Below are 17,979 nucleotides of genomic sequence, written 5' to 3' on the forward strand. Positions count from 1 at the left end.
TCATTAATGAATATTTATTCGGAATAAATGAAAATTCTAAAAAAAATAAAACTCGCCATTCGCCTGGTGTTATTGGTTGCGGCTTGCCCCTCAATTTTATTTGCAGCCGAAAATATAACGGTTTATAGTCCTGATAAACAGTTGCGTTTGGAGGTGTTTGATCATCAGGGAACTTTATCTTACTCGGTTTATTTCAAAAACAAACCTGTTATTAATACCTCGGCTATGCAGATGAGTATTGATAAAAACTCACTTACAAATCAGGTTATCATTAATGGCAGTACATCGTATACGGTGAACGAAAGCTACCCGTGGTACGGGGCGCATGCAGTTGCTATAAATCACTGCAACGGTGCGAAAATAAAATTACTGCATGGCAAAAGCAGCTTTTTGCTTGATGTGAGGGTTTTTAATGACGCTGCCGCTTTTAGTTTTCAAATACCGGGCGATAAGAGCACGAGCCGTATCCCCAACGAATCAACCGAATTTAACATACCAGCCGGAAGTACGATATGGTATCATGATCTTAACGGGCATTATGAGGGGCAGCATGTTAAAAAACAAATAGATTCTGTAAAAGCCGGGCAATGGATAGCGCCGCCCGCCACATTCAAGTTACCGGGCGATGCCGGATATGCTTCTATTACCGAAGCCGACCTCAAAAATTATGCAGGAATGGCGCTACAGGCCGACGGTAAAGGTAAGCTTGTTTTGCAGTTAGCAGATCATCACCCTATATCACATCCTTATGAATTAAGGTATAGTAAAGATGATATAGCAAGGGTTTCAAAGCCGGCCGCCATCACCGGAACCATTAATACCCCATGGCGGGTAATTATGGTTGGCGCCGACCTGAATACACTGGTTAACTGCGATGCGGTGCATAACTTATGCCCTCCGCCCAATAAAAATTATTTCCCGCAGGGAATAAATACTTCGTGGGTAAAACCAGGCCGGGCGGTTTGGCAATATCTTGACGGCGGCGGCGATAAAACCGTAAATAACATGAAGGAATACTCACAGCTTGCTTCAGAGCTGGGTTTTGAGCACAACATACTGGAAGGTTTTTGGTCAAAATGGAGCGATGAGGAAATTAAGGACCTGGTAAGCTATTCTAAACAGCGAGGCGTGAGCATCTGGGTATGGATGCACTCAAAAGAACTGCGTGATTCAAGTGTAAGGCATGCCCAGTTTAAACGTTGCCATGATTTGGGAATAGCCGGCTTAAAGATAGATTTTTTTGACAACGAGGCTAAGGAAGTGGTTGATCTGTACGAGGACATTTTAACTGAAACAGCCCGGTTACATTTAATGGTTGATTTTCATGGCTCCAATAAGCCAACCGGTCAAATGCGTACATGGCCCAATGAACTAACACGCGAGGCGGTTAAAGGCATGGAATCAAGTAAGTTGGCAGACAGGGCCACACACAGTACCACCTTGCCATTTACCCGGTTTTTAGCAGGCCCTGCGGAATATACACCGGTGCATTTTGGCGAGCGCCGTAAAAACACTACCTGGACTAATCAAATTGCCAGTGCGGTTATTTTAAGCGCCCCAGTATTAACGTACGCCGCCAGTCCGCAACATTTGCTGGCCAGTCCGGGTGTTGATATTATTAAAAGCATTCCCTCGGTATGGGACGAAACCATTGTTCTGAAACCATCTACCATAGGCGAACTGGCCGTATTTGCCCGCAGAAAGGGAAATACATGGTTTTTAGCGGTTATGAACGGGGTACAACCCAAAAGCATCAAAATACCGCTAACCTTTTTAAAAGCTTCGGCTAAATGCACCAGTATTAATGATGATCCTGATAACACAGGGGCTTTAAAAACCGGAAACTCCACAGCAAAAGCCACAGATGTTTTGTCATTGAATTTAGGTGTTGGCGGAGGGTATATAGGCAGATATACCATACAATGATAAATGCCGAAAAATAAAATTATGAGCCTGCAATAATTTATATCAAATAAAAAAGATAGTCAAGTAAACACGATTAAACGATAAGCCACTTAAGTCCCTGAGTAATGGTTTCAGAAATTGAATTGATCATATTAATTAAGGAAGGAAACATACAAGCCTTTGACCAGTTTTATAAACAAAACTGGAGGGCCTTATATCAAATGGCTTATCGTTCAACGTGTTCACAAGAGGATGCGAAAGATCTTGTGCAAACGGTTTTTATAAATTTATGGAACTGCCGGTACAACTTAGAGCCTGAGCGTTATAATGCGTCTTATCTTTTCAGGATGCTAAAAAACAATATCATCAATTTTTATAAGCAGGATTCGGCCCGGAAAAAAAGACTGGAAAAGCTATTACAATTTGATAACGCTGATCAATACACCAATGAAGATAGCTTGATAGCCAAAGAGCTATCTGTTGTAATTGAAGGTGAGATCAAGGAATTACCCCGTAAAATGCAGGAAGTTTTTATTTTATCGAGGCATCAAAACCTGTCGGTAAATGAAATTTCTGAAACCCTTAATATTACTCCGCGTACGGTTAAAAACCAACTCTCCAATGCCCTGAAAATACTACGCACCAAATTGGGTATGTTTTAATGGCCTGATTATAAAAAATGCAAATAAATCTGGTACCCAAACCATTTAGTCTTGTATATATAGTATCAAAACCAGAAAGCGGCTTTAAAGCTGGTTTATAAACTTAAAAACAGATTAACATGATGGAATGGCGAAAGCCCGCCTCCGGCAATAAAACGGGGGAAGATCATCTTCAGGATGAGGAAGCTATGCTTGCTGTGGAAAAGGAAATGCTGTGTAATATCCATAAAGAAATTTTTGGAAAATGGTATTTCATTAAAACCACTGCGGCAAAATACACTATGGCTGCTTCTTTATTATTGATGTGTTGCGCTTCATTTTTTTATGCGAGATTCTCAAAAACTGACATTAACCGGATCACGGTGGTCGTAAAAAAAGGCAATATCAAAATGGTTACCCTTCCCGACGGATCAACTGTTTGGCTGAATTCTGGTTCCATCATAAAATTTCCTGAACAATTTGGCAAAACCCGGGAAATACAACTGATTAACGGTGAAGCTTATTTTGATGTGAAGCATGATAGCCATTCGCCGTTTATTGTGCATTATGGGCATTTACACGCACGGGTACTGGGTACGGCGTTTAATATTAAATCGTATAAAAACATACACGATGTAAGGTTAACTGTTACCCGCGGCCGGGTAGAAGTTGGTAATAAGGCAGCGAGTTTTGGCGTACTAACGCTTGATAAAGAAATTATTTTCGATCAGAAAAAAGGCACCCACCGGATCAGAACTGTTGATGCTGAAAAGATAGCAGCCTGGCGATCAAATGAGATCAATTTATATAATGTTCCGTTTGATGAACTTATAATGCGGTTAGAAAGTATCTACGGCATCCACGTCAATTATGATCAAACCAATACCAATCATTTAACCGCAACCATTCATTTTACAGGCGGTAATACTTTACAATATGTGTTGGAAATTATCAAGACCATCTATCATTTAAACTATGATATCAAAGGGAAGGAGGTTTATCTGAAAAAGAGCTGAACCACTAAACAAATAATGTCAATACCCCTGGCTGATACCAGGGATACCGACAAAGTATGGAATATAAATTATTGGCAGGTTCCAAGCTAATCCAATAATTCATATAGTTTTTTCATTAAAAAAACCTTAGTAAAGATGATAAAAAAACAGACTAAATTATTTACTTTTTTCAGGAAAGTATCCATAGTCGTTATGATTTGTTCATTGGCATTCGGCCAGATATTACAGGCGAAAGAGATAGATGGACAAGTTTCTGATTATCCTGTTAAAGTTTCGTTTAGTAACGAATCGTTGCAAAACTCAATAGATAAGCTTGAAAAGCTATCAAATGTAAAGTTTTCGTATAACCCGGCAGATTTAAAGGGATATATCACAACACCGCGTAAATTTCAGAATGAGCCGCTTGGCAAAGTATTAAATTACTTGTTTATTAAAACCCGCCTGGTTTTTAAAGAAATAAATACCGGCATTGTAATTTATGATAAAACAGCTTCATTAAAGACAAACCTGATAACCAATAAAACCGATGAGCAAAATATTACAAATGAAGCTGCTGATATTACAATTACAGGTAAGGTATCAGATGCAAGCGGGCCACTGCCGGGTGTAACGGTAAGTATCGAGGGTAGCGTAAAGGGTATAATTACGAATGAGAAGGGTAATTATACCCTTAAGGCAGCCCCTGATGCTAATTTAATATTTACATCTGTAGGGTATAAAACGCAGAAGATAGCTGTTAACAACCGCACGGTTATTAACTTAACTATGGAGTCTGACATGAAAGCACTTAGTGATGTGATAGTAGTTGGTTATGGTGTTCAAAAAAAATCAGATGTAACGGGGTCAATTGTTTCGGTTAATGAACAGGCTCTGCGTGATATTCCTGCTGCCAATTTGGGTCAGGCGCTGCAGGGGCAAGCTGCAGGTGTTGATATTCAAAAAGGTAACGGTAACAGTCACCCAGGTGCAGCGCCATCCATTTTGATTAGGGGAACCCGGTCAATTAATGCCTCTAACTCTCCTTTGATTGTGGTTGATGGCATCCCTTTTAACGGTAGCCTTAACGATATAAATCCCGACGATATAGTTTCCCTTGAAGTGTTAAAAGATGCTTCATCAACCGCTATTTATGGTTCAAGGGGCGCCAACGGCGTGCTGTTGGTATCTACGCGCCGCGGAAAAAAAGGAGGTGCAAGCATAAGCTATAGCGGTTATGCTGGATATAATAAACCAATGGGACATTACAATATTATGAACGGCCCTCAATTTGAAGATTTGAAAAAGTGGGGACTGATCAATGGTAACCCCGGCAAATACACCGGCATTGATGATCCGGCCTTTTTAACTGATGGCTCTTTTGCACCCCAGGAGGTGGCCTCAATAAAATCCGGGCGCAGTACCGACTGGCAGGACCTTATTTATAAAAAAGGGTTTGTAACCGACCATCAGTTAGGTGTTTCCGGCGGGAACGATCAAACACAGTATGCCATATCCGGCGGGTATTATAATGAAACGGGCATTTATTTCGGCCAGTCCTTTGTACGTTATTCTATTAAGCTAAGTGTTGACCAGCAGCTGGGTAAAAATGTTAAAATAGGACTGAGCAGTTTAAACTCACTAAGCTATACTAACGGCGAAAACGCTAACCCGCTTGGGCAGGCATTAAGAGCAAGCCCGCTTTCAACACCTTATGATGATGCTACCGGCAAACTGGTAGGTTTTACCGCCGGAAGTGCCAACCAGGTATGGAACCCATTGGCCAATTTTGTTCCGAACGCGGCTGTTGAAACCCGCAAAAGGTTCGGAACTTTTACTACTGCTTATGCTGAGGTAAACATCGCTCCCGGATTAAAGTACAGGTTTAACGGAGGCGCTGAAATAAGGCCCGATATATATGGAAATTTTTATGCCAGCGCAACCACCAATAACCTGGGCGGGGCATCAACAGCAAACAATCAAAGCATTTACAATTATAACTACACGCTTGAAAATATATTAACTTACGACAGGACCATTGCGCAAAAACACCACATTAATTTTACTGGCCTCTATAGTTTGCAGGAAAGCCAGAGTGAGTCAAACTCATTTAGCTATAATAATATTTTATCAGATGGTGTTCAGTATTATAACCCGCAGTACGGTTCTAATTTAAGCGGTTCAGGTTCCTACTCCAAATGGGATATCATCTCATATATGGCGAGGGTAAATTACGGATATGCCAATAAATACCTGCTAACATTAACCATGCGCTCAGACGGGTCATCACGTTTAGCTCCCGGCAATAAGTATCATGTGTTCCCATCAGCAGCAGCGGCCTGGAACGTTACGCAGGAGCCATTTCTTAAAAACTCCAATGTGCTTTCAAATCTTAAATTACGGTTAAGCTATGGTACGGTAGGTAACACCGCCATTAATCCTTATCAAACCCTTGGCGGCTTATCATCGGTTAATTACAATTTTGGCTCAACTAACTTAACTGGCGCATATCCAACAAGTGTTCCCAATCCAAATCTTACCTGGGAATATACATCTACATTGAATGCCGGTGTAGACTTTGGATTTTTTAACGGGCGCATCAGCGGTACTATTGATGCCTATCATCAACGCACCAAATCATTATTGCTGCCGTTATCCCTGCCACCTACATCGGGTATTCCCAACAGTATTTTAACCAACGTAGGCCAAACTCAAAATAAGGGTATTGAAGTAAGTTTAAGTACTATTAATATTCCGGGTAACGGCAGGAACAGTTTTAGCTGGACCACTAATCTTAATATCACCTTTAACCGGGGTAAAGTAACTAAGTTATCAAGCGGGGTTACCCAGGATATTACAAACGGCCTGTTTGTAGGGCAGCCTATAAACGCTATATATGATTATAAAAAGATTGGTATATGGCAAAATACCAGTGCTGATAGCGCCATGGCCAAAAGCCTAGGGCTTACTACCACCGGTACAGGCTCAGTTATAGGTACTATCAGGGTTGAGGATGTAAATAAAGATGGTAAGATCAATGCCAGCGACAGAATAGTACTCGGATCTGATCAGCCTAAATACACAGGTGGTTTTACCAACCGTATTGCCTATAAAGGATTTGACTTTACAATAGTTGCTGTTTACAGGGTAGGGGGACTGATCACTTCCAAACTATTCCAGAGCGGTAGTTTTATCAATACCTTCCAGGGTAATTATAATAACCTGAATGAAGATTACTGGACCCCAACCAATCATCAGAATTATTATCCTAAACCGAACTCTGCGTCAACCAATACACCTTACTCATCGTTAATGAGCTACTTTGACGGTACTTTTCTTAAAGTGAGGAGCCTTACACTGGGTTATTACATGCCCGAGGCGATAACAAAACGCATCAAGGCGAGATCATTAAGGGTGTATGCAACGGCCCAGAATCCATTTATACTTTTTTCGCCATATCGTGATGATTTTCATGGCCTTGATCCGGAAACAGCCGGAGCTTTAAACGTAGATACACCGCCTACCAGGTCATTTACATTCGGTATTAATATGACACTTTAAATTGAAATAAGATGAAAAGGATATCCATATACTTATACACCTGTTTGTTTTTAGGGCTTATAACTACAGCATGTAAAAAAACACTGATAGAAAACCCAAAATCGGGCCTTACTCCGGCCTTTTTTACAACAACGCAGGGTTTTCAGGCAGGCCTTACCGCCGCTTACGCGGGTTTTAGAACCATCTGGGGGCCCGATACCTATTTTGAAATGACCGTGCCCGGAACCGATGAGTTCATTGCCGGGAATGATGGCAACAATGGCATGGTTAAATATAACAGTAACTTTAATACCTCTGATGGTACGGTTGCAACCATCTGGAAAAACTGTTACACTTATATCAATACCTGTAACGGACTCATTGATAATGCTCCTGCCGGTATAGACGAAGCCACCAAAACCAGTACCATTGCCGAGGCAAAGTTTCTGCGGGCAAATTATTATTTTGTGTTGGTACAGTCTTGGGGCGATGTAACCCTGAATAAAACGTTTCAGGCTACCCCAACAACGTCTGCCACACGGGCTAAAATGGCCGATGTATATGATTTTATCATTCAGGACCTGAAAGATGCCATTGCCGTATTGCCGGCCGGCCCGCTAACCAGCGGCGTTCTGCCGGGTAAGGCCACGAAAGCGGCTGCTATGCATGTGCTGGCCAAAGTATATTTAACAAGGGCAGGCTCGTCGGCCAAACAAGCTGATGATTATAAAAATGCATATACCATTGCAACTGACTTGATCAATAATGTTGCCCCTGCGGCGGGTTTAAGGTTACAGCAGGATTTTGGAAGTGTATTTGCTGAAGGTAATGAAGCAAATAGCGAGATATTGTGGACCGTACAACACACACCTACATTAGCTTATAATGGATCGCCAAAACAAGATAACCGGGAGCCCGATAATTTGCTGTGCCATTTGTTTGCCCCAAAATATGAAGTTCAGCCGGGTATGCAGCGTAGTACGCTTTACGGTCGGCCCTATATACGGGCAGTACCTACTCATTGGCTTACGGATACCGTATTTAGTGAAAGGGTGAACGATCAACGTTATAAAAAAACATTTCAAACAGTTTGGTTATGCAATAACGCGGCCTCCGTACCTACCTGGCCAAATCCGTTACCCGCCGGGGCCCCGGCAAGCGCCAGTCCGGGTGCGCCTAAATTTACGGTAGGCGATACCGCGATATGGATGCCTGGATATGAAATGACCGCGTCGCAAATTGCCGGATATCGTTACCAGGTTATTCCGCCAAGTAAATATAGCATCGCGTTATCGCCGGCCATGATTAAATATTTTGATACCAAACGCCCTGATCAAAATTCGCCTTCTATAAGACCAATTATCATCTATCGCCTGGCCGAAACTTATTTGATTGCTGCCGAAGCGCTATTTATGGATGGGCGTGCCGGGGATGCCGTGCAGTATATAAACGCGGTACGGGAACGGGCGGCTTTCCCATCCGGCAATCCTGGAGCAATGGATATTACCGCGGATAAACTTACGTTGGATTTTATTTTGGATGAGCGTTCAAGAGAACTTTGCGGTGAATTGATGCGCTGGATGGATTTGGCCAGAACCGGCAAGCTATTGGAGCGCGTAAAACTGCATAATACCGATGGCCGGAATAATATTAAACCATTTCATGTCCTGCGGCCAATTCCGCAAACACAAATAGATGCCACTATTACCGGCACCCCGTATCCTCAAAACCCTGGTTGGTAAACCAGGGTACTTAAATATCAACCTAAATAAAGCATAAAGCAACCATAAAATTATATGAAAAAGCACAGTCCATTATTCGGTATCTTTTTTGCCTTTCTTTTGTTTTTTTACGGCTCCCCGGCGCGGGCCGACGTTGGATCGGCACCCGAAACATCACCTTACAATGTAAAGCTTTATGGCGTAACAGGCGATGGAAAAACAATTGATACTAAAGGGATCAATAAAGCTATTGATGCCGCGGCGGCAGCGGGCGGAGGCACGGTTTACTTCCCCGCCGGAAATTATCTGAGCGGATCTATTCACCTGAAAAGTAATATCTCTCTATATATCGATCAGGGGGCTACCATCATTGCAGCCCCGATTGCCGATGAATCGGGCTATGATTTGCCGGAAGAAAAGATAGATAATAAATACCAGGATTTTGGGCACCGCCACTGGCATAATAGTTTAATATGGGGCGAAAACCTGCATGATATTTCTATACTGGGGCCAGGCACCATTTGGGGCAAGGATCTGGTGCGGAGCAATAAGGGAGAGGACGATAAACGCCCAAACAAAAGCATCAGTCTTTATTTGTGCCGTAATGTGATCATCAAGGATGTCTCCATTCTGCATGGCGGCTGGTTTGGCATACTTGCTACCGGGATAGATAATTTTACCATTGATAATGTAAAAATGGATACCAACCGCGATGGTATGGACATTGATTGCTGCCGTAATGTGCGCATCTCCAACTGTAGTGTTAATTCTCCTTATGATGATGGTATCTGTTTAAAAAGCACCTTTGGACTTGGTTTTGCACGGGCCACCGAAAATGTTACCATTACCAATTGCCAGGTAAGCGGTTATGATGAAGGATCATTTTTAGATGGTACATTTAAACGTAACGAAAAAAAATATTCTGACGGGAACCCTACCGGCCGCATAAAAATGGGCACCGAATCAAACGGAGGATTTAAGAATGTTACCATTTCTAACTGTGTGTTTGATTACTGTCGCGGTTTAGCACTCGAAACGGTTGACGGTGCGCTTTTAGAAGACGTAACCATTACCAATATTACCATGCGCGATATTGTAAATGCCCCAATATTTGTACGCCTCGGCGCCCGTATGCGCGCACCAGAAGGTACACCTGTAGGCTCGCTCAAAAGAGTGATCATCAGCAATGTGATGTGTTATAATGCTGATAGTAAACACGGGGCTATTATCAGTGGTATTCCGGGCCATGATATTGAAGATCTGCAGTTAAGCAACATCAGGATATATTATAAAGGAGGAGGCACAAAAGAACAATCAACGCGTGAAGTGCCGGGTTTGGAAAAAGAATATCCCGAACCTTATCGTTTTGGTACGATGCCCTCGTATGGCTTCTTTATCCGGAATGTTAAAGCGCTTAAAATGAATGATGTGGAAGTGAGTTATATTGACCAGGACCTTCGGCCGGCGTTTATACTCGATCACGTGACCGGTGCCGACTTGCAGCATATCAAAGCTCAAAAGGCAGCCAATACACCTACGTTTGTTTTAAATGAGGTAAAAGACTTTAATATCAATAATAGTCTGCCGGTATCAAATACTAAACTGGCCAACGCAAATAAAAAGGAGTTGTAAAATTAATAACATGAAAAATAAATTATTCAGGTTGGCGGCGGCATTTACAGTATTGCTGGTAAGCATAACGCTTTATGCGCTGAAACCGGCTGCTGAGGTAATACCCGATGCCGATAATGCGGGTTTAAAACTGCCCGCCGGATTTGGTGCTTTAAAAGTAGCCGAAACCGCCGCCAAGGCCAGGCATTTAGTAGTTACACCGCAAGGGGATATCTATGTAAAACTGGCTAAACCCAATAAAGAGGGTAAAAGCATTTTGGTATATCACGAGGGGGCCAATGGCAAAGCGGAGTTTAAAACAAGCTTTGGTAACTATGGCGGTACAGAGGTTTGCTTAAAAAACGGCTATCTGTATGCGTCTTCCAATACTGAAGTATTCCGGTATAAAGTGAATGATCAGAATGAAGTGATCAACCCTGATCAGCCCGAAAAAATAATCACCGGTTTAAAGGCTGGCCGCCAGCATGAAACCAAATCTTTTACGTTGGATAATGACGGTAATATTTATGTAAACATAGGCGCTTGGTTTAACTCATGCCAGGAAAAAGACCGTGGGTTCCATTCGCCGGGTATACCGGGTTGCCCTATACTGGATTCGATGGGCGGCGTGTGGCAGTTTAAAACTGATAAATTAAATCAAACCTATGGCGATGGTGTAAGGTATGCGACGGGGTTAAGGAACATGGTGGGCATGGACTGGAACCAGCAGGACAACCAGCTTTTTGTAATGCAACACGGACGGGATAACCTCAACAGTTCATGGCCCGAGCTATATACCACCAAACAATCTGCCGAGTTACCGGCCGAGTGTTTATACGCGTTAAAAAAGGGTGATAATGCGGGCTGGCCATATATGTACTATGATCAAATTCAACACAAAAAGATACAGGCGCCCGAATATGGCGGCGATGGCAAGAAAGAAGCCGACGCCAAATTTATAGATCCCGCGATGGCATATCCGGGCCACATGGCGCCCAATGCCTTGTTGTTTTACACAGGTAACCAGTTCCCTGAAAAATACAAGAACGGTGCTTTCATCGCATTTCATGGTTCATGGAACCGGGCCCCCGAACCGCAGGCAGGGTATTTTGTGGTTTTTCAACCGTTTAAAAATGGTAAACCCGATGGCGCCTGGGAAGTATTTGCCGACGGCTTTTCGGGCTCACCAGAAAAAACCGCTGCCGGTCGTGCAGATCATCGCCCTTGCGGTTTGGCTCAGGGTTCGGACGGTTCGCTGTATGTTACCGATGATTCAAAAGGAACTATATACCGGATTATCTACACTAAAAAGCAACAGTTAAAATGAAAAAATGCTTAATCATTATCTGTTTTATTTTTAGCTGTGTGCAATTAATAGCCCAGGTTAAAACCAAACCTAAAACGCATCCAGGATCAACTTTACCCGCCACGGCGGTGAGCGGTAAAGCCATATATGATAAATATTGTTTAACCTGCCACCAGGCAGATGGGGGCGGCGTGCCTAACATGAACCCGCCGTTAATTAAAACATCCTATGTACTGGGTGATAAGTCACGCCTGATAAAAGTTGTACTTAATGGATTTGCGGAAAGCGTTGATATCGACGGCGAATCATATTCAAATGTGATGCCTGCTCATGATTTTTTGAAAGATCAGGAAATCGCCGCCGTGTTAACCTACGTCAGGAAAAATTTTACCAATAAAGCACCAGCCATAAGCTCCTCACAGGTAAAGGCAGTAAGGGCTACCAATAAAAAGTAAAACGCATCTCACTTAATCAAATCAATAAATTATGAAATCATTTTTATACCTATTGCTCATCGTCTGTTCAACTACGGTATTTGGGCAAAGCACCAATACTGAAGAGGTAATTCGCCGGGTTGCCAATAATGTAGTTCAAAACACCTCATTTAAATTCATCAATACCAATACCAAAGAAAAATACGATTCAACCAAAGGCCTGGCATCATCTCCGGATATTAAAGCTGACAGCAGGTACAATAAATGGGCTTATGTAAATGGTGTTTTAACCATTGGCATGATACAAACCGCGGATGTACTTGGTGACAAAAAATACTCGGATTATTCCCAGCACAATTTTTCATTCATTTTCGATAACCTGGCTTATTTTGAAGCGCTGCGCAAGGCCAAAGCACCTAAAGTAGAGTATGGTGCGGTTTTTAATATCAGCAACCTTGATGCCTGCGGGGCCATGTCTGCCGGGCTATTTGATGTGGATGCCCTGGCAAACAGGAAAGACTATAAAGCCTATTTAAACAGATCGGCAGATTATATTTTAACTAAACAGATGCGCCTGCCCGATGGCACACTTTCGCGCCCTACCCCACGAAACATGACCCTTTGGGCCGATGATATGTTTATGAGCATCCCGTTTTTAGCACGTATGGGGAAACTTACCGGCGACAGTAAATATTTTGATGATGCCATTAAACAGGTAGAGAACTTTAACAAATATCTTTATGATCCAACCACAGGCCTTTTCTTTCATAATTACTATTCTGATGATCAAACCAACGGCGTAGGGCACTGGGGGCGTAGTAACGGCTGGATAGCCATGGCAACGGTACAACTGCTGAATAATTTGCCTGCAAACCACCCCAAACGCCCGGAGGTGATCAAATTACTGTTAAGGCAAATTGTTGGTTATGCCCGTTACCAGGACCAAACCGGATTATGGCATCAACTGTTAGATAAACCAGACTCTTACCTGGAAACATCAGTTACGGCCATGTTCACTTATGCCGTAGCCAGGGCGGTTAATCAGGGCTGGATCAATGAAAAATATATTGCCATAGCCAACGAAGGATGGAAGGGCTTAACCTCTAAAATTACAGCCGACGGACAGATACAGGATGTTTGTATCGGTACTAATATGGATACTGATATTAAATTTTACTACACCCGGCCAACCGAATTGAACGATACTCATGCCATTGGCGCGGTTTTATTAGCAGGAACGGAGATACTTAAAGCTGAAAGGAAAAAGTAACCATGTACAGATCAGCCAGGTTGTTTTTGGTTGCTGCCTTTGCTTTAGCATGTAACTTAAGTGCATTTGCTGCTGATGTGGATATTGCCAGCTATGGGGCTGTAGGTAACAGTACTACATTAAATACAGCAGCCATTCAAAAAGCAATTGATGCTTGTTATAAAAGCGGTGGAGGTAAGGTTATTATCCCTTCGGGCACATTTTTAACCGGTACTATAGCGCTGAATGATAACATTACCCTGCAGCTAAAAAAAGGCGCCGTGCTTTTAGGGAGTACCGATGTTAACGATTACCAAAACCTTGACCCGTTTGTTGACGGATTGGGTATTAGTGTGGGTTGGGCTTTGGTTGTAGCGGTTGATAAAAAAAACATAGGTATTGAGGGCGAAGGTATTATTGACGGTCAGGGATCAAAACTTAAGGCGCAGCAAATATTAACCGATACCCGACCGGAATCACAACGCTGGGGACGGCGCCCGTTTTTACTGCGGGTTGTACGTTGCCAGAATGTTTCTGTACAGGGTGTTACCCTGAATTACTCGGCTGCCTGGACATCGCATTACTTTCAATGTAAGCGGGTAAACATCAAGAATGTAAAAATTGTAAGCAGGGGAGTTGCGCATAATGACGGTATGGATATAGACGGCTGCCAGGATGTTACCATTAAAGATTGCGATGTGGTAAGCGGGGATGACGCCCTGTGTTTTAAAACAACATCGAGTAAAATGGCCTGTAAGGATATTGTAATTTCTGGTTTGAGATTAAAAAGTGGTCAGGGAGCTATTAAGATCGGAACGGAATCAATGGCGGCATTTGAGCATATCAGTATCTCAAAATGTTACATTTATGATACCACTAACGGCGGTATCAAGCTGCTTTCGGTAGATGGCGCGCAGATCAGGGATATCAACATCAGCGATATTACCATGGTGGAAGTAAAAACACCAATGCTTATCCGTTTGGGTGCAAGGCTAAGTGTATTCCGCAAAGATCAGGATAGACAGCAACCAATAGGGTCACTTGAAAATGTAACCATTCGCAATGTAAAGGCAAAGGCCGCTGATAATGCCCAGTTAATGCCACCATCGGGTATCCTGATAACCGGTATCCCGGATCATCCCATCAAAAACCTGACCCTGGAGAACATCGAAATAAACCTGGCTGGTGGCGGGAACGCCGAAAATGCCAGGCAGGTTGTACCCGAGGCAATTGATAAATATCCGGAAGTGAAAACCTTTGGTCCGCTGGTGCCTGCTTATGGCGTTTGGGCCCGGCATGTTGACGGATTAAAGCTGCGTAATGTGAAATTCACTTTAAGCCATAATGACCTGAGGCCGGCCTTTATCTGTGAGGATGGTAAAAACATTGAATTGAACACCTGGTCAATTCCGGAAACAACCGGTGCCCAGGCGGTAGTGAGGTTAGAGAATGTAGCAGGGGCCACCATCAACAGCAATACGGTAACCGGATCTGCAGATGCATTTGTGCGTGTGGAAGGTAGTGCGAGCCGGGATGTACATATTTTGAAAAACAAGCTCCCGGGTATACCAAAAAAGGTAGAGCTGTCTGCTGATCTGAAGGCCGGAACAACTGTTTTGGATTAGAATTAAATGAACAATAAGCATACATAGCATGAAGGTAAATACATACAAAATATTTTTAGGCTTGCTGGTTTTTCTGCTACCCCGCCTGGTTTATGCCCAGCAGACCGCTCTGCCTGCGCAAACAGACCGTTGGGTCATCCAAGCAGATGGCAGTATTAAATGGACTGTTAACGGCAGACTCCCACATACCGATCATATTGAAATGTCAGGAGAAAAAGTGTCAGTATGGGTGCTGTACGGTATCGATAGCGCGGGCAGATCGTCTGTTTCACGCACGGTGGTATTTCCCACCTTCAGGATGCTGCCTGACGGCACACGTACACATATTGATTACACATTCCAGGATAATGAGCTGCCGCGTTTTTTGATTAATAACCGCCAATTGAAAACTGATCTGGCAAGCGGAAAAAAATCCGGCGATCTGACCTATAATATCAAAAGCATCAGCCATAAAGGCATCATGCGAATAAGCGCTACCTCAGGTAACCCGGCACTGGTAAAAATTGACCGGAGTATTTTTCCTTCCGTGGATAAGCCTATGGTTATTGAAAAATTTGTTTTTACCAATATAACCGATAAGCCCGTAACGGTTACCATGCAATACATGAGGCGCGAAGAAAGAACCGATAGCGCTAAAAGCAAAGTAAGGCCGCATACGGTGATCATGGGCTCTGTTGATCATGGTAGCAGGGTGGTAGAGTCCGGCGCTAAAACTACCTTCTCGGTTTATTACCTGGCGACGGATTTCCCGACCCAACACGTTAAAATAGATGCGGACGCCGAAGAGAAAGCCCGCGAAAAACGCGTGAACACCATTTTAACCCCATTGCAATTGCAAACACCCGATACTTTATTGAATACTGCCTTTGCATTTGCCAAGATCCGGGGTACCGAAAGTATTTACAAAACCAAAGTCGGGTACCTGCATAGTCCTGGTGGCTTGGCCTATTATGCGGCCATCTGGGCCAATGATCAGGCGGAGTATATCAGTCCGTTCTTTGCATTCCTGGGCGATAGCGTAGGTAACCTTTCGGCTATGAACTGTTACCGTCTGTTTGCCAAATACATGAACCCTGAATATAAACCTATCCCCAGCTCCATTGTAGCTGAGGGCGACGCGGTTTGGAAAGGGGCAGGCGACAGGGGTGACCAGGCCATGATTGCTTATGGCGCTGCCCGTTATGCCCTCGCTTATGGTCATCCGGATTCTGCCAAAAGGTTGTGGCCGCTTATTACCTGGTGCCTGGAATTTAGTCGCCGGAAATTGAACGATCAGGGTGTGGTAAACTCCGATCATGACGAACTGGAAGGGCGCTTCCCATCAGGCAAAGCCAATCTTTCAACCAACAGTCTTTATTATGACGCGCTGATATCCGCGGCATATCTCGGGAAGCAATTACATCAGCCCAAAACACAAATTGATGGATACCTGAAACAGGCCGCAGAACTAAAAAGCAACATCGAAAAGTATTTCGGGGCAAATATTGAAGGTTTTGACACTTACAAATATTACGAAACCAATGATGTGCTGCGCGCCTGGATCTGCCTGCCACTTACCATGGGCATTTTTGACAGGAGCGAAGGAACCATTAATGCCTTATTTTCACCACGATTATGGACTGCCGATGGCTTAGCTACGCAAGCCGGAAAAGAAACCTTCTGGGACCGCTCCACCCTGTACGCGCTCCGCGGCGTATTGCAAGCAGGTAAAACTGAAAAAGCGATGGATTACCTGCGTTATTATTCGCGCCGGAGGTTGCTTGGCGAACACGTGCCATACCCGGTAGAGGCTTATCCTGAAGGTAATCAAAGACATTTATCAGCCGAGAGCGGCCTCTATTGCCGCATATATACCGAAGGTTTGTTTGGTATGCGCCCCACCGGTTTTACCACCTTTAATTGTACGCCACGGCTGCCAAAAGAATGGAACGAAATGGCGCTCAATAATATACATTCATTTGGCCATGTGTTTAGTCTTAAGGTTACCAGACAAGGCAAAGAGAAGCTATTGATCACTATTACAGAAGGCAGCAGATCAATAAAATACAAGATAAATGATGGTAGTACGCAGTCCGTTCAACTATAATTTTCAAATCAATAATGGAAAGGTAATGAAACAGTTTTTTAAATATATATTGGCTGCCGTGGTGGCCATAATGGTTCAAAACACTCTTGCGCAAACCCATCAGCTGGAAAAACTTTGGGAAACCGATACTGTTGTACGGGTTCCGGAATCTGTTTTGCCCGATCTTAAAAAAGGGGTATTGTTTGTATCAGAAATTGAGGGCAATCCAAACGCGGTTGACGGTAAGGGTGGCGTTGCTAAAATTGGTTTAGATGGAAAGATCATCAATCTTGATTTCACCACCGGCTTAAACGCCCCTAAAGGACTTGGGCACTTTGGTAATGAATTATACGCTGCCGACCTGTCGGAAGTGGTGGTTATTGATATCAATACCGGAAAGGTTAAAAACAAAATCGTGGTTGACAGCGCCAAGGCCCTGAATGATATTACTGTAAACGATAAAGGGATTGTTTATGTATCAGACAGTAAAACAAAAAAGATACATCGTATTGAAAATGGAAAAGTAAGCACGTTTTTAACAAATGTGGGCGGCGTAAACGGACTTAAAGCTGTTGGTGCCGACCTTTATATTCTGGGTGGGCAAAAATTTATGAAATCAGATAGCCAGGGAAATTTAACACAGGTAGCCATGCTAAGTTGCGGCGGGGATGGTATTGAACCTGTAGGTAATGGCGATTTCCTGATCACCTGCTGGTCGGGCCATATATATTACGTTACCGCCGCGGGTAAAATAGAAACCCTGCTCGACATACAGGAGAAAAAGGTGAACACGGCCGATCTGGCCTATGATAACGTAAAACACATTTTATATGTGCCTACATTTTGGGGCAATAAAGTAATGGCTTATAAATTAATAACTACCAAATAGC

At 43.3% G+C, this 17,979-nt stretch carries 12 protein-coding genes; all 12 read left to right on the forward strand.

Features of this window, described 5'->3' with window-relative positions; translation table 11 throughout:
• Positions 1-27 precede the first annotated feature (27 nt).
• The 12 genes from SNE25_RS02280 to SNE25_RS02335 all read left to right on the forward strand — a co-directional run bounded on the left by SNE25_RS02280 (position 28) and on the right by SNE25_RS02335 (position 17,978).
• Positions 28-1,926 (forward strand): glycoside hydrolase family 97 protein, encoded by a 1,899-nt coding sequence (locus SNE25_RS02280; protein WP_321563472.1) that lies wholly within the window; start codon positions 28-30, stop codon positions 1,924-1,926.
• A gap of 104 nt (positions 1,927-2,030) precedes the next feature.
• Positions 2,031-2,567 carry an RNA polymerase sigma factor gene (locus SNE25_RS02285; RefSeq protein ID WP_321563473.1) on the forward strand — a complete coding sequence of 179 codons (537 nt, stop codon included), beginning with the start codon at positions 2,031-2,033 and terminating at the stop codon, positions 2,565-2,567.
• 119 nt (positions 2,568-2,686) lie between these two features.
• On the forward strand, positions 2,687-3,562 hold the full coding sequence (locus SNE25_RS02290; protein WP_321563474.1) for a FecR family protein: 876 nt from the start codon (positions 2,687-2,689) through the stop codon (positions 3,560-3,562).
• 135 nt (positions 3,563-3,697) lie between these two features.
• Positions 3,698-7,099: a SusC/RagA family TonB-linked outer membrane protein gene (locus SNE25_RS02295; RefSeq protein ID WP_321563475.1), complete on the forward strand. Its 3,402-nt coding sequence runs from the start codon at positions 3,698-3,700 to the stop codon at positions 7,097-7,099.
• An 11-nt stretch (positions 7,100-7,110) separates the two neighbouring features.
• Positions 7,111-8,820 (forward strand): RagB/SusD family nutrient uptake outer membrane protein, encoded by a 1,710-nt coding sequence (locus tag SNE25_RS02300; protein ID WP_321563476.1) that lies wholly within the window; start codon positions 7,111-7,113, stop codon positions 8,818-8,820.
• Positions 8,821-8,874: 54 nt separating this feature from the next.
• The gene (locus tag SNE25_RS02305) at positions 8,875-10,431 is read left to right on the forward strand and encodes a rhamnogalacturonidase (protein ID WP_321563477.1); all 1,557 of its coding nucleotides are present in this window, start codon (positions 8,875-8,877) and stop codon (positions 10,429-10,431) included.
• A gap of 10 nt (positions 10,432-10,441) precedes the next feature.
• Positions 10,442-11,737, forward strand: coding sequence for a PQQ-dependent sugar dehydrogenase (locus tag SNE25_RS02310; RefSeq protein ID WP_321563478.1), 1,296 nt, complete (start codon positions 10,442-10,444; stop codon positions 11,735-11,737).
• Positions 11,734-12,171, forward strand: a complete 438-nt coding sequence (locus SNE25_RS02315) for a c-type cytochrome (protein WP_321563479.1) — start codon at positions 11,734-11,736, stop codon at positions 12,169-12,171. The genes SNE25_RS02310 and SNE25_RS02315 overlap by 4 nt, the downstream gene beginning before the upstream one ends.
• A 31-nt stretch (positions 12,172-12,202) precedes the next feature.
• A complete protein-coding gene (locus tag SNE25_RS02320) occupies positions 12,203-13,420 on the forward strand; it encodes a glycoside hydrolase family 88/105 protein (protein WP_321563480.1) in 1,218 nt (405 codons plus the stop codon).
• Positions 13,421-13,422: 2 nt separating this feature from the next.
• On the forward strand, positions 13,423-15,024 hold the full coding sequence (locus tag SNE25_RS02325) for a glycoside hydrolase family 28 protein (protein ID WP_321563481.1): 1,602 nt from the start codon (positions 13,423-13,425) through the stop codon (positions 15,022-15,024).
• Between the two features lie 28 nt (positions 15,025-15,052).
• Positions 15,053-17,110 carry a hypothetical protein gene (locus tag SNE25_RS02330; RefSeq protein ID WP_321563482.1) on the forward strand — a complete coding sequence of 686 codons (2,058 nt, stop codon included), beginning with the start codon at positions 15,053-15,055 and terminating at the stop codon, positions 17,108-17,110.
• Complete coding sequence (locus SNE25_RS02335; RefSeq protein WP_321563483.1) at positions 17,079-17,978, forward strand: SMP-30/gluconolactonase/LRE family protein; 900 nt, start codon at positions 17,079-17,081, stop codon at positions 17,976-17,978. The genes SNE25_RS02330 and SNE25_RS02335 overlap by 32 nt, the downstream gene beginning before the upstream one ends.
• The last annotated feature ends 1 nt before the right edge of the window (position 17,979 follow it).

Source organism: Mucilaginibacter sabulilitoris (assembly GCF_034262375.1).
Lineage (GTDB): Bacteria > Bacteroidota > Bacteroidia > Sphingobacteriales > Sphingobacteriaceae > Mucilaginibacter > Mucilaginibacter sabulilitoris.